At 58.9% G+C, this 13815-nt stretch carries 10 protein-coding genes; 6 read left to right on the plus strand and 4 right to left on the minus strand.

Annotated features, from left to right (window positions below; all coding sequences use genetic code 11):
* Nucleotides 1–75 precede the first annotated feature (75 nt).
* The 4 genes from THS5294_RS08445 to THS5294_RS08465 all read right to left on the minus strand — a co-directional run bounded on the left by THS5294_RS08445 (nucleotide 76) and on the right by THS5294_RS08465 (nucleotide 4791).
* Nucleotides 76–2112 (minus strand): ASKHA domain-containing protein, encoded by a 2037-nt coding sequence (locus THS5294_RS08445; protein ID WP_058123401.1) that lies wholly within the window; start codon nucleotides 2110–2112, stop codon nucleotides 76–78.
* A 342-nt stretch (nucleotides 2113–2454) separates the two neighbouring features.
* Nucleotides 2455–3534 carry a methyltetrahydrofolate cobalamin methyltransferase gene (locus THS5294_RS08455; RefSeq protein WP_058123403.1) on the minus strand — a complete coding sequence of 360 codons (1080 nt, stop codon included), beginning with the start codon at nucleotides 3532–3534 and terminating at the stop codon, nucleotides 2455–2457.
* Nucleotides 3535–3537: 3 nt separating this feature from the next.
* The gene (locus THS5294_RS08460; RefSeq protein WP_058123404.1) at nucleotides 3538–4464 is read right to left on the minus strand and encodes a methylenetetrahydrofolate reductase; all 927 of its coding nucleotides are present in this window, start codon (nucleotides 4462–4464) and stop codon (nucleotides 3538–3540) included.
* A gap of 30 nt (nucleotides 4465–4494) precedes the next feature.
* Nucleotides 4495–4791, minus strand: a complete 297-nt coding sequence (locus tag THS5294_RS08465; RefSeq protein ID WP_038006575.1) for a virulence factor — start codon at nucleotides 4789–4791, stop codon at nucleotides 4495–4497.
* Nucleotides 4792–5126: 335 nt separating this feature from the next.
* On the opposite strand from THS5294_RS08465, the gene THS5294_RS08470 reads away from it, so the two are divergent.
* From THS5294_RS08470 to recA, 6 genes are all read left to right on the plus strand, one after another.
* On the plus strand, nucleotides 5127–6281 hold the full coding sequence (locus THS5294_RS08470) for a Ppx/GppA phosphatase family protein (RefSeq protein ID WP_038006577.1): 1155 nt from the start codon (nucleotides 5127–5129) through the stop codon (nucleotides 6279–6281).
* 15 nt (nucleotides 6282–6296) lie between these two features.
* The gene (locus tag THS5294_RS08475) at nucleotides 6297–7052 is read left to right on the plus strand and encodes an RlmE family RNA methyltransferase (RefSeq protein WP_058123405.1); all 756 of its coding nucleotides are present in this window, start codon (nucleotides 6297–6299) and stop codon (nucleotides 7050–7052) included.
* Between the two features lie 197 nt (nucleotides 7053–7249).
* Nucleotides 7250–8701, plus strand: coding sequence for an IMP dehydrogenase (gene guaB / locus THS5294_RS08480; RefSeq protein WP_058123406.1), 1452 nt, complete (start codon nucleotides 7250–7252; stop codon nucleotides 8699–8701).
* Nucleotides 8702–8704: 3 nt separating this feature from the next.
* A complete protein-coding gene (locus THS5294_RS08485) occupies nucleotides 8705–9871 on the plus strand; it encodes an RsmB/NOP family class I SAM-dependent RNA methyltransferase (RefSeq protein WP_058123407.1) in 1167 nt (388 codons plus the stop codon).
* A gap of 99 nt (nucleotides 9872–9970) precedes the next feature.
* Nucleotides 9971–12391, plus strand: coding sequence for a hybrid sensor histidine kinase/response regulator (locus THS5294_RS08490; RefSeq protein WP_082644991.1), 2421 nt, complete (start codon nucleotides 9971–9973; stop codon nucleotides 12389–12391).
* Nucleotides 12392–12659: 268 nt separating this feature from the next.
* A complete protein-coding gene (recA, locus tag THS5294_RS08495) occupies nucleotides 12660–13730 on the plus strand; it encodes a recombinase RecA (RefSeq protein ID WP_038006587.1) in 1071 nt (356 codons plus the stop codon).
* The last annotated feature ends 85 nt before the right edge of the window (nucleotides 13731–13815 follow it).

Raw genomic sequence — 13815 nt, forward strand, 5'->3', positions numbered from 1 at the left:
GATTGGGGATCGTTCTTTGTGGAATGTTTCGCATGGCCAGAGCCTCTCGTGGCTCTGGCTATTGGTCTGTTGGCACTAGGCGCGGCGGCGGCGTCGCCCTGAGCTGTTCTTTTCTCCTCCCTGCCCAAAATGCGTCGCAGGAAGCGGCGCAATCGCGGCAAGATGCGGAAAGGGGTCCGTGGCGTGCGGGATCGCGTTCGCGTTGACGAAATGCTCTTGGAACTTCGGTTCAATCGCGGTTTCGATCTTTTCGATCCGGCTGACCAGCCCTTCGATGTGGGCGCGGGCGCCTGCGTTGCATAGCGCCATGCGCGCGCCATGGCCCGCGGCGTTGCCCGCACTGGTGACATTTTCAAGCTGTGCATCGGGGATCATCCCCAAAACCATCGCGTGCTTGGGCGAGATATGCGCCCCAAACGCCCCGGCGAGCGTGACGCGGTCAACCGTGTCGACGCCCAGCTCATCCATCAACAAACGCGCCCCGGCATAGAGCGCAGATTTAGCAAGCTGGATCGCGCGGATATCGCCTTGAGTGACAGTGATGCGGGGACCGCCCGCCTCGGTGCCGTCCCACAGGAGGTATTCATTGGTGCGCCCGGTGGCGACTGCACGCGGCGTGCCGGTTTGCGCCTCTGACCCGATCAGGCCTGACGGATCTAAAAGGCCAGCCATCCGCATTTCAGCGACGGCCTCAATGATGCCCGAGCCGCAAATCCCGGTGATCCCGGTCTCGGCGGTGGCTTCTGCGAATTCGGGCGCGTCGGACCAAACGTCTGAGCCGATCACGCGGAAACGTGGTTCTTTGGTGACGGGGTCAATCTCAACCCGCTCAATCGCGCCGGGGGCCGCCCGTTGGCCCGCGCTGATCTGGGCGCCCTCAAACGCGGGGCCTGTTGGGGAGGAACACGCCAAGACCTTGGAACGATTGCCCAAAAGGATCTCCGCATTGGTCCCCACATCAACGATCAGGACCAAGTCATCCGAGGTTTCGGGAGATTCCGACAAAGCCACCGCAGCGGCGTCGGCACCCACGTGTCCGGCGATACAGGGCAGCAGATAAGTCTGAGCGTTGGGGTTGAGGTTACTCAGCTCCAGCTCGCGCGCGTGCAGCGAAAGACTGCCCGAAGTCGCTAGCGCAAAGGGCGCTTGGCCCAACTCAACAGGGTCAATCCCCAAGAGAAGGTGGTGCATGACCGGGTTGCACACGAACACGGTTTCAACGACTTGGCGCAGTTCAACATCTGCTTCACGGGCGAGTTCCGCAAAAAGGGTGTTGATGCCTTCGCGCACGGCGCGCGTCATCTCAACATCGCCACCAGGGTTCATCATCGCATAAGATACGCGTGACATGAGGTCTTCGCCAAAGCGAATTTGAGGGTTCATCAAGCCAGATGACGCGAGGACGGATCCATCCGAAAGGTCGCAGAGGTGTGCCGCGATCGTGGTTGAGCCAAGGTCAACAGCAAGACCATAGAGCGGGCCCTCAAAGAAACCCGGCCACACATCAAGGATTTCGGCGCGCCCATGAGGCGGCTGGAACACCGCGAGCGTGACGGTCCATTGCCCCTTGCGCAGAGCGGGTTGAAGCGCGCGCAAAACACCGAGTGACGCAGTAACACCGGTGATGTTCCACTGCGCCTCAAGCGCTTGTCCGACGCGCTCAAGATCCCCGGTCGGTTCATCCATGTCGGGCTGCGCGACCTCGACATAATAGAGGCGTGTTGCCGGATCCATCGTGATAGGCCGCTGGCTCGCGGATTTGCGGATAACCTGTTTATGCACTTGGCTTTCTGGCGGGACGTCCACGACCACATCGCCTTGCACTTTGGCCTGACAGCCCAAGCGCCGGCCGTCAATCAAGCCACGCTTGTCTTTGTAGCGCTGCTCAACGGCGTTCCAGTCCGATAGCGCATCGGACGCGACCGTGACCCCATGCTTTGGAAAATCTCCCAAACCCGGCTGAATTTGACACTTAGAGCAGATACCTCGGCCACCGCAGACGCTATCAAGATCGACGCCAAGCTGCCGTGCAGCCGTCAGGATCGGCGTGCCAACCGCAAAACGGCCGCGTTTGCCAGAAGGGGTGAACACAACAAGGGGGTCTTGGGCCATATGCAATTCGGTGTGCCGCGAGAAGACTTTTCAAAAAAGTCTTCGTGGCCGAAAAATCTTGGAAGATTTTTTCGATGTCACACGATGAGGTGGAGGGGGTCGCGTGTGCAGATAATGATGAACTGTCCGCCTGCTTCGATGAGATGGAACCCGCGTCTTCGGACTTCCAGTTCAAAGGTTTTTCGCCCCACTTTTCGCTCTACGTCTGCCACTTTACGGCGCACAACTCCTCCATTTTGCGCAGATTTTGCCAGAAAAATCTGGTGCATCCACTGGTCATCTTGGAAAGTGAGGGGCAAATCAGGCATAGGCCCAGTTTGCCGCCTCAGGGTTAATAGTCGCTTAAGCGCGGCGGCGACGACCGCCACCGGCCCGGCCCGCACGACCGCCTTGCGGGGCGGCGTCTGGGTCTTTGTTAAAGTTGATCCAGGCCGCACCGGACGGATCCTTGTCGCTTAGGAAGTTAGCGGCGCGAATGGCCTCCATTTCCTTGCCCGCACGAGGTTTGGTCGACCCCATCCCGAACAGCTTTACAAAGGTCTCGTCGTCCATGCCCTCGGGCAGAATAATACCCGCAGCCTCGATCAGAGCCTTGCGTTCGGCGATCTTTTTGGGGCCAACGGGCAAGGCAACAGGGTTCATGATTGCAGAAGTCATGCCCGCCTGCATCGCCATAGGCAGGAATGCGTTGTTGATCCCGTGACGGTTGGGCAAACCAAAGCTGATGTTGGAGGCACCGCAGGTTGTGTTCACGCCCAACTCATCGCGCAGACGGCGCACAAGTGTGAATACCTGCAGGCCAGCGGTGCCCATGGCGCCTACGGGCATCACAAGCGGATCCACAACGATATCATGTGCGGGGATGCCAAAGTCAGCGGCGCGTTCCACGATTTTCTTCGCCACGGCAAAGCGGACTTCGGGGTCCTCTGAGATGCCGGTGTCGTCGTTCGAAATCGCCACAACTGGCACGTTGTATTTCTTGACCAGAGGCAGGACCAATTCCAGCCGCTCCTCTTCTCCGGTGACGGAGTTCAGAAGGGGGCGGCCCTCGGCGGCCGCGAGACCATTTTCCAACGCGCCGGGGACGGAACTGTCGATGCAAAGGGGCACATCCACGACGGCCTGCACGCGCTCAACCAATTCCTTCATCAATGTTGGTTCGACAAAGTTGTTGTCTGCGTAGCGGGGGTCTTCGGCCATTTTGTTGGAGAAGACCGCGCCGGAGTTCACATCCAGCACGCCCGCGCCCGCGGCGACCTGTGCAATCGCGTCGGCTTCCACGCGGCTGAAATCGCCGCGCTCTAGTTCTTCGTTCAGGATTTTGCGGCCCGTCGGATTGATCCGCTCACCGATCACGCAGAACGGCTCGTCAAAGCCCATGACGACTGTTTTTGTTTTTGATTCCAGAACCGTACGGGTCATTGTTTATCCTATGTTTGCGGCTGGAACGCCCGAGGCGCCACCGTTGTCTTTGGCCCAATTTGCATTTGTCTTGATCCCGCCCAGCGGGAAGAAATGCACGTTGGTGATGTTGAAGTCTGGGTTGGCGGCCTTGTGCACAGCCAAATCCGACAGGAACTCTGTAGGCTCGTAGGGCAGCAGCAGTTTCGTGACGTCCATCGCCCGCTTTTGCAGAACCTTGAGCGATGCGCCGACACCACAGGCGATCGAGAACTTAATCAGCGTTTGCAGCTTTGCAGGACCCGCGACACCGATGTGGATCGGTAGGTCCATGCCCGCGGCTTTGAGGTCATCAGCCCATTTGATCACGGGACCGGCCTCAAAGCAGAACTGTGTTGCGATGGCCATCTCGGCATCGGTGCGTTCGCGGGCGAAATCTGCTTTCCACATGATCGCCTCGTTCACGGCTTTCATGCCGCCATCGGGGTCGATGTCTTTGTTGCCCTCGGGGTGACCCGCAACATGTAACCGCTTGAACCCGGCTTTGTCGAACAGCCCCGTTTCCAGCAATTGCATTGAGCTGTCGAAGTCGCCGTGGGGTGTGGTCACACCACCGGCCAGCAGCAGCGCTTGGTCCACGCCTGCTTCGCCTTGGTAGCGCGCGATCCAATCGGCCAATGTGTCCGCGTCCTTGATGATGCGGGCGGGAAAGTGCGGCATCACCGGATAGCCAGCCTCGGACAGGCGGCGCGCCGTGGCGACCATGTCATCAATCGGCGTGCCTTCGATGTGGGCAATGTACACGCGGGTGCCTTTGGGCAGAAGCGCGGTGAAATCCTCAATCTTTTCGGCGGTGCGTGGCATCACCTCGATGGAGTAATCCGCCAAAATAGCCTCAAGGTCGGCGCCTTGAGTTGCATCAGACTTGCGTTTGAAATTCAGCAGGGCCATCAGGCTCTCCCTCCAGGTCATTGCCGGCGCTCAGGCGCGGCCATCATTGGCGATCAGCGTTTTGATACGCTCTTGATCATACTCGGCGTCCAACCGTGCGGCCTCTTGGGTCGCGATATCGGCGGGGTCGCCCTCTACGGGGTAGGGCGCAGCTTTGCGCCATTCGGCCAAGTAGTCATCTGTCTCGGCGGCGCCTGATTTCATCGCCGCCCGGTCAATCGCTTGCTCGAACCGTTCGGGCAGTTGCGCTTTTGCGCCCCGACGGCCTTTGCCCACAATCACCTGTGCGGGGATATCGCGCCAAAATACTACTGTTACGTCTGGCATGGATGAATCCTCCCTTGCCCCCTGATAGGGCCTTGCGCACCGCGCGCTGTGCTTGATTTCGACACGTCCTGTCGCACCTGCGACAACAATGCGTCGCAGGTCGGTTTTAGGCGTTTTTTATATGCGGCGCGAGGGGCGGGTGCTCTCGTAATTCTCATCATGTTCATGAGCCGCTGTGGATAGGGGCGCAAACATTAACGGATGCTTAAGCGGGCAGGGGGTATGCTGAGGGCAATCCGTGCAATGATCCAAGGCGATACAACCTAGACGTATACCTTGTGCGCGCCTGCTCGCGGGCGTAAGTATTGGGTAACCAGTTATGAAAGGCGCGTTTCATGTCGCCGAAACACCCCCGGCCGGGCGCGGGGCACTTGAACCCCGGTGCGCAGGCCCCAAAGGGCCCTCGCAGGCGGCCCGCTGCCGTCCCGCGCAAAGACAAACCCGATCCCGCGGATCTGTATGCCGCGCTGGATCTTGGCACCAACTCGTGCCGGATGCTCGTGGCGCAGCCCAAGGGCAACCAATTGCATGTCGTCGATAGCTTTTCCAAATCGGTTCAGCTGGGCAATGGGCTCGAAAGCTCGGGTCGGCTGAGCCGTGCGTCCATGGCGCGCACGGTTGGCGCGCTTAAGATTTGCAAACGAAAGCTGCAAAAGCACGATGTGCGCCAGATGCGTCTTGTTGCGACCGAGGCCTGTCGCCGCGCGACCAATGCGGCCGACTTTATCAACGTTGTTGAGCGGGAAACCGGCCTGCGGCTTGAGATCATCAAACCAGAGGAGGAGGCGCGGCTTGCCGTTGTCTCCTGTGCGCCGCTGGTTTCGACCAAGACGGAGCAGCTTTTGGTCGTGGACATCGGCGGCGGCTCGACCGAGCTGGTCTGGATTGACCTAAGCGGTGTGCCCCGGATTGAACGTCCCCGGGCTATCATGCGGCTGCACGCGGGGTTCTTGCCCGCCAATGACTTGTTCCCCGCGGCCAAAGTGGTGGACTGGATTTCGATCCCCTTGGGGGTCGCGACGCTCAAGGACCAATTCAACGATGTCAGCGACGATGCCGCGCGCTTTGCGCTGATGTCGTGGTTCTTTGAGGAAAAGCTGGCCGAGTTTTCACCCTATGAGGACGCAGCCGATCAGGCCCGTGAGGGGTTTCAGATTATTGGCACATCAGGGACGGTCACAACTGTGGCGGCGACACACCTTGGGCTGAAACGTTACGACCGTAACAAAGTTGATGGGTTGCGTATGACCTCGGATCAAATAGATCGGGTCATTCAGGAATACTTGGCGATGGGTCCCACGGGTCGGAGGAATGATCCGCGCATCGGGCGGGATCGGCAGGCGCTGATCATGTCGGGGGCCGCGATCTTGCAAGCGCTCTTGCGGGCATGGCCCACAGATCGGCTTAGCGTGGCGGACCGTGGTCTGCGCGAGGGGCTTCTATATGCACAAATGTCGGCAGACGGCGTTTTGGAGGACGGCCCTTTTTAGGGGCTGCACGGAATTATGGTAAAAAAGACAAGCGGTGCTGGCGGCAGCGGTAGCGGTAGTGGCAAAAACAACAGTGGACGCGGGCAACGTGATCTGCGCGTGCGGGTCAAGACGGCGCGGGGGCGCAAGCTTTCCTCAACGCTCTGGCTCGAGCGGCAGTTGAACGACCCTTACGTCCAACGCGCTAAGGCCGAAGGGTACCGGGGGCGCGCGGCGTTCAAGATATCCGAGATCGATGACAAATTCCGCTTTCTCGTGCCGGGTGCGCGGGTGGTGGACCTTGGCTGTGCGCCGGGGGGCTGGTGTCAGATCGCGGCGCGGCGTGTGAATGCCCTGGGCGAGAAGCAGGGCAAAAAAGTTGGCTCTATTCTGGGCGTGGACCTGCAAGAGGTTGAGCCGATTGCCGGGTGTGAGCTGCACGTTCTCGACTTCCTTGAGGATGACGCCGATCAAAAAGTCAAAAACTGGCTTGGCGGGCAGGCCGATGTGGTGATGTCTGACATGGCGGCCTCTGCGTCGGGTCACAAGCAAACCGATCACATTCGCATCATGGCGCTGTGTGAGGCTGCGGCCTATTTCGCATTTGATGTGCTATCGCCGGGCGGTACCTTTGTGGCCAAGGTGCTTGCAGGTGGGGCGGAGGCTGACTTGCAAAAGGTGCTCAAGCAGAACTTCACCAAGGTGCAGCACTTCAAACCCGGCGCAAGCCGCGCGGACAGCTCTGAAAAGTTTGTCGTGGCGACTGGTTTCCGCGGGCTTGAGGCCGAGTGAGCAAATCTTAACGCCGCGCGCCAAGTCTTAACGCAGGTAGGGGCAGGGTCCCTGCCTGTGCGGTGCCGTCGCCTTTATGTCCCAAAGGTCGTATCGATGCGGAATAGGGGCGCAAACACCGCAGATTGTGCCTTTCCCTCCTCGGTCTTCCGTGAAATAGGGAGATGCCAACCGATGGTCCTTCCAAGGAGACTGGAATGAAGATTCGTGAGGCTCTCACCTTTGATGATGTACTGCTTGTTCCAGGCGCGTCTAGCGTCCTGCCGAGCACCGCTGACACGCGCACGCGGGTTACGCAATCCATTAGCCTGAACATCCCGCTGCTCAGCTCTGCGATGGACACAGTGACCGAAGGGCGCATGGCGATTGCGATGGCTCAATCGGGCGGTATGGGCGTTGTGCACCGTAATTTTGACGTCGATGGTCAGGCCCGTGAAGTCCGCCGGGTAAAGCGCTTTGTCTCCGGGATCGTCTATAAGCCACACACGCTGACCCCCAACCAAACGCTTGCGGACGCTAAGGCCCTGCAAGAACGCTACCGCGTCACTGGCTTTCCGGTGGTGGGCGAGGGTGGCCAACTTTTGGGCATCGTGACGAACCGCGATATGCGCTTTGCCCATGACGATGCGACCCCCGTGTCCGCGATGATGACCTCGGATGATCTGGCCGTTCTGCGTGAGCCGGTTGATCTCGGTGAGGCGCGCTCGTTGATGCATGCGCGTCGGTTGGAAAAACTGCTGATCGTGAACGAGGCGGGTCACCTGACCGGGCTTTTGACGATTAAGGATATTGAACAAGCCGTTCTCAACCCCGATGCCTGCAAAGACGATCTGGGCCGCCTGCGGGTTGCTGCCGCGACGACCGTAGGGGACGCGGGCTTTGAACGCTCTGAGGCGTTGATCGACGCTGGATGTGACCTGATTGTGGTTGATACAGCCCACGGCCACTCCGAAGGGGTGGGCATTGCTGTCAATCGTATCAAGAAGCTATCGAGCAAAGTTCAAGTTGTTGCAGGCAATGTTGCAACCGCCGAGGCGACGCGCGCACTGATCGGTGCGGGTGCGGACGCGATCAAGGTCGGTATCGGCCCGGGCTCTATTTGCACAACTCGGATTGTGGCGGGTGTTGGCGTGCCTCAGCTGACCGCCATTATGGATTGCGCGGCGGCCGCCGGCGACACACCCGTTATTGCGGACGGCGGGATTAAATTCTCGGGCGATTTTGCCAAGGCCATCGCGGCAGGTGCGTCCTGTGCCATGGTCGGCTCCATGATCGCGGGCACCGACGAAAGCCCCGGTGAAGTCATTTTGTACCAAGGTCGTAGCTTCAAATCCTACCGCGGTATGGGTTCGCTTGGCGCAATGGCGCGCGGCTCTGCGGATCGGTATTTCCAAAAGGATGCCGCCAGCGACAAACTGGTCCCCGAGGGCATTGAGGGCCAAGTTCCTTACAAAGGTTCTGCGGGCGCGGTTGTGCACCAATTGGTTGGCGGTCTGCGCGCGGCGATGGGCTACACCGGCTGCGCGACGGTCGATGAAATGCGTGAAAACTGCGAGTTTGTGCGGATTACCGGCTCAGGCCTCAAGGAAAGCCATGTTCATGATGTCCAAATCACGCGTGAATCGCCCAACTATCGCAGTGGCGGGTAATCGATGACCCCTGCCGCGCGCTACGGGGCCGCGATTGAAATCCTCGACGCCATCAACACTGGCACCCCGGCGGAGCAGCAGCTGACGCGCTGGGCGCGGGGTGCGCGGTATGCGGGGTCCAAGGACCGTGCTGCTGTGCGTGATATCGTGTTTGATGTGCTGCGCAGGCGGGCGTCGAGCGCGTTTTTGGGTGGTGGTGACACGGGCCGCGCATTGGTGCTGGGCCTGTTGCGCGGGCAGGGCGCGGATCTAGATGCGGTTTTCACCGGACAGGGCCACGGGCCCAGCCCGTTGGACCCGTCTGAGGATGTCTCATCCGCTTTGGCGGACGCTCCGCGTGATGTGCAACTGGATCTGCCCGAGTGGGTTTTGAGCGCGTTGGATGCCGATCACGGGGATGATGCCACCGGCATCGCTCAGGCCCTGCGGGACCGCGCCCCGGTCGGGTTGCGCGCCAACCTGCGCCACGGGACCCAAGAAGATTTGACCACAACGCTCAAGGCGCTCGGGCACAATTCGATCCCGCACGATGCCGCCCCCGGTGCACTGGTTTTGCCGAGTGGAACCAGAGGGTTGCACCTGACCGAAGCCTATCTGTCTGGCCTGTTTGAACTGCAAGACCCCGGGTCCCAAGGGCTTGTCGCGCGGTGCCCCGCGCAGCCAAACACGCGCATTTTGGACTATTGCGCAGGCGGCGGCGGCAAAGCGCTTGCGCTGGCGGATGCATATGATCTGGACATCACCGCACATGACGCCGATCCCAAACGCATGAAAGACCTGCCAGAGCGCGCGCGCCGCGCGGGTGTCTCGGTTCAGATCGCAGAGCAGGTGCCATCCGATGCCCAGTTTGACGGGATTATTTGCGATGTTCCCTGTAGCGGGTCGGGCGCCTGGCGACGTGCGCCAGAGGCGCGTTGGCGGTCCACACCCGAACAGCTTGAAACGCTGTGTGCGACGCAGGCTCAAATCGTGGATGATTGCGTGCCGATGCTCGCGCCCGGCGGATGGTTGGCCTATATGACCTGCTCGCTTTTTGCCGCCGAAAACGCGGATCAAGCGGCTGCAATCTTGGCTCGCCACCCCCACCTGAGCACCGAGGCGACGTGGTCCACGACGCCCTTGAACGGCACGGATGGCTTTTATCTCCACGTGTTTCGCGCAGCATCCTGAAAATTGTGATATAAAGTTAAGTGGACGTGTCACGCCTTAAGGTGCCGTTAACCATTTCGATGGCCTAATGTGGCGTGCGAACTTGATTTGGAGAAACGCGTGAGCGTTGGTTTTGACAGCACGGCACGCAGGCAAGCGTTGGACCGTGTTAATAATTACATCTGGGTGCTGGGCTTGGCTGCGTTGGGCGCACTTGCACTGGCGTTTTTGGCGTCCTCTGCGTTGGAGCAGACGGCGCTTTTGGCCGTGGCGTCGGCACTTGGGCTTCAGATCGTTTTGGTGCGTGGCATGGTTATCGTGCGCAACGTGGCTGCCCGCCGCGACATGCGTGCCGTGATGCGGTTTCTTGAACATGACGTTGCACCCAGTTTTTTAACCAACGCGCAGGGTGAAATTCTGTTTCAAAACAAGGCCTCAATTGATCGGTTCGGCGGATGCCGTGGCAAGACGGTTAACCGTTCTGTGGCATCTCTGTTCGCAAACCCCGATGCGGTAGTTTTGCGCCTGCGATCCGTCGCGGCAGAGGCGGGTGCCGCGCGCGAAGATATCGTCACGTGGCGCGGTCACATTCGCCTAACGGTGCAGCACGTGCAGCCTGGATTTTTGTGGCGGCTAGAAGACATCGCGGAGCGGCCAGATCGCGCGGGCGATGGCATCGCGATCCCGATGATGACGGTCAGTCGATCCGGCGCGATTTTGCACATGAACGAACCCCTTCGCCTTGCGCTGGGGCGCCGGGTGAAACGCCTACAGGATATTTTTGAGGAATTGCCTCTGCGCGATGGATTTGTGCACAATTTGGTTCTGGACGGCAAAACCTTGCCGATGCGGGTGTTCCAGACGGAGGGTAATGTCGGCCGGTCCGAGGTGTATTTGTTCCCTTCAGAGGCCCCGAGTACGGATGATGTCGTGGGCTTTCTGCCGGTGTTGGACGATTTGCCGGTGCCGTTGCTGCACCTTAACCCTGATGGGTCGATTATTGGTGCGAACCGTTTGGCGCATAACCTGTTGCCACAACTGTCCGAGGGCACCGCGACGGTGCAATCACTGGTCGAAGGGCTTGGTCGCTCAGTGGGGGAGTGGATTGGCGACGCCGCGCGTGGGCGGGGGCTGAGCCGATCAGAGGTTGTGCGCGTAGCCCGGTCCGTGCCGGAGCGGTTCTTGCAGATCGCACTTGGCCGGGTTCAGATTGATGGGCACGCGTCATTGGTCGCGGTGTTAACAGACGCGACTGAGCTGAAAACACTTGAGGCGCAGTTCGTTCAAAGCCAAAAAATGCAAGCGATTGGGCAGCTTGCGGGCGGCGTGGCGCATGACTTTAACAACCTGCTTACCGCGATTTCGGGGCATTGTGATCTGCTGCTATTGCACCACGATAAAGGTGATGGTGACTACGCGGATCTGGTCCAGATCAGCCAAAACGCCAACCGCGCCGCGGCTTTGGTTGGTCAGCTTTTGGCATTTTCACGGAAACAAACCCTCCAGCTCGAACGTCTTGATCTGCGCGATACACTCGGCGACCTGACCCATCTCTTGAACCGTCTCGTGGGGGAGCGTGTGCAGCTGACGCTCTCTCATGACCCGGGATTGATCCCTGTGCGCGCGGATCGACGGCAGATGGAACAAGTCATGATGAACCTCGTCGTGAACGCACGCGATGCGATGGCCGATGGCGGTGAAATCCGGATCGAGACGCGCTGCGAATACCTCGAAGACGACCTGTCCCGTGATCGGGTCACCGTGCCGGGCGGCCAATACGTTGTGGTGAGCGTGTCGGACGTGGGCAAGGGCATTCCTAAGGACCAATTGAACCGCATTTTTGAGCCGTTCTTTACGACAAAGCGCACCGGTGAAGGGACGGGGCTTGGTCTATCGATGGTCTATGGGATCGTTAAACAGACGGGTGGATTTATCTTTGCCGACAGCGTCGTCGGTGAGGGGGCGACATTTTCACTGTATTTCCCCGCAGATGACGGAGACGACGAGCTTGATGATGCATCGGTCACAGCGCTCCCGCCACGGCCGTCAAATGCGTCGCAGGTGCCCGCTGATCCTCGGATGCTTATCCCGCTTTCGGCTAAGTCGGCGGAAGGGGATGCTCAGGATGTGCATGCGCCGATGAAGGCGGAAAACCCCACAAGCGCCCCTCGTCATAAAGAACAAGTTGTGTTGTTGGTTGAGGATGAGGCGCCTGTTCGTGCCTTTGCATCGCGCGCGTTGCGCCTGCGTGGCTATACCGTCCTAGAAGCCGCCAGCGCGGAGGACGCGCTCGAACAGCTCTCGGACAAGGAATTGAACGTCGATTTGTTTGTCACGGATGTGATGATGCCGGGAATGGATGGCCCCTCGTGGGTCAAGCTTGCGCTCAAGGACCGGCCAGCGGTCAAGACTGTGTTTGTGTCGGGCTATGCGCAGGAAACGTTCGATGATGATCGCGCGGGCGTTCCAAATTCGGTCTTTTTGCCTAAACCGTTCTCTCTCGCGGAGTTGACGCAAACGGTTCAAAAGCAACTGCACTGAGGCGGTAGCGGGAGTGTGCCCAAGAGAGCTGACCTTGAACGCTTGCTGACAAGGGATGAATTAACATTACTTAACAGTAGCTTGGCTGCAGCTGGGGTATTTTTCAACAATCCACATGCGCGGTAACTATTCATTAACTGTGCATACGCAAAAATGAATAATACAGATTTATCTTGAATTGTTCTTGTTTTGATCTCATTAATTGAACAATACCAGAACAAATGCTTCATTGCTGGCCGCATGGGGCTATGGAATAAGGGGCTAACTCATGGCAACAGGCAACCTTCTCGACATGGCAGATAAACGTTCAGGCGATAAACAAAAGGCGCTCGACAGCGCATTGGCTCAGATTGAGCGGCAATTCGGCAAGGGCTCGATTATGAAGCTCGGGGCTGAGGGCGCCATCCAAGAGATTGAAGCGACATCAACGGGGTCTCTGGGCCTTGATATTGCGCTTGGCATTGGCGGTATCCCTAAAGGTCGGATTGTTGAGATTTACGGTCCAGAAAGCTCGGGTAAAACGACGCTCACGCTGCATTGCATTGCGGAAGAGCAGAAAAAGGGCGGCGTTTGCGCCTTTGTCGACGCGGAACATGCGCTTGATCCGCAGTATGCGAAGCGTCTTGGCGTGGATCTGGATGAGCTGCTAATTTCCCAGCCCGATACTGGTGAACAGGCTCTCGAAATCGTTGATACGTTGGTGCGTTCCGGCGCGGTCAGCATGGTTGTTGTCGATTCGGTTGCGGCTTTGACGCCCAAATCGGAACTCGAAGGCGACATGGGCGACAGCTCGGTCGGCGTGCACGCCCGCCTGATGAGCCAAGCTATGCGCAAGCTGACCGGTTCCATTAATCGTTCCGGCTGTACCGTGATTTTCATTAACCAAATTCGGATGAAAATTGGCGTGATGTTCGGCTCGCCCGAAACCACGACGGGTGGTAATGCGCTCAAGTTCTACTCTTCGGTTCGGCTTGATATTCGTCGCATCGGCGCTCTCAAGGATCGTGACGAAATCGTGGGCAACGCGACCCGTGTGAAAGTCGTCAAAAACAAAGTTGCGCCACCCTTCAAACAGGTGGAATTCGACATCATGTACGGTGAAGGCATCTCCAAAATGGGTGAGCTGCTTGATCTGGGTGTCAAAGCAGGCGTGGTCGACAAGTCCGGTGCGTGGTTCAGCTACGGTGATGAGCGGATCGGCCAAGGTCGCGAAAACGCCAAGAATTTCCTCAAGGAAAACAGCCATATCTCGATGGATATCGAGGATAAAATCCGCGCCGCCCACGGGTTAGATTTTCAGATGGATGATAAAGATAAAGATGAAATCCTCGACGAGTGATCTGACCCAGTGATTAACAGTGTTAAGGGCGCCGCAGGGCGCCCTTTTTCGTGGCCCTACGCCTTCGCCTTATGGACAGCCCCGC

This window comes from Thalassobacter stenotrophicus (assembly GCF_001458315.1).
In the GTDB taxonomy this organism is placed as follows: domain Bacteria; phylum Pseudomonadota; class Alphaproteobacteria; order Rhodobacterales; family Rhodobacteraceae; genus Thalassobacter; species Thalassobacter stenotrophicus.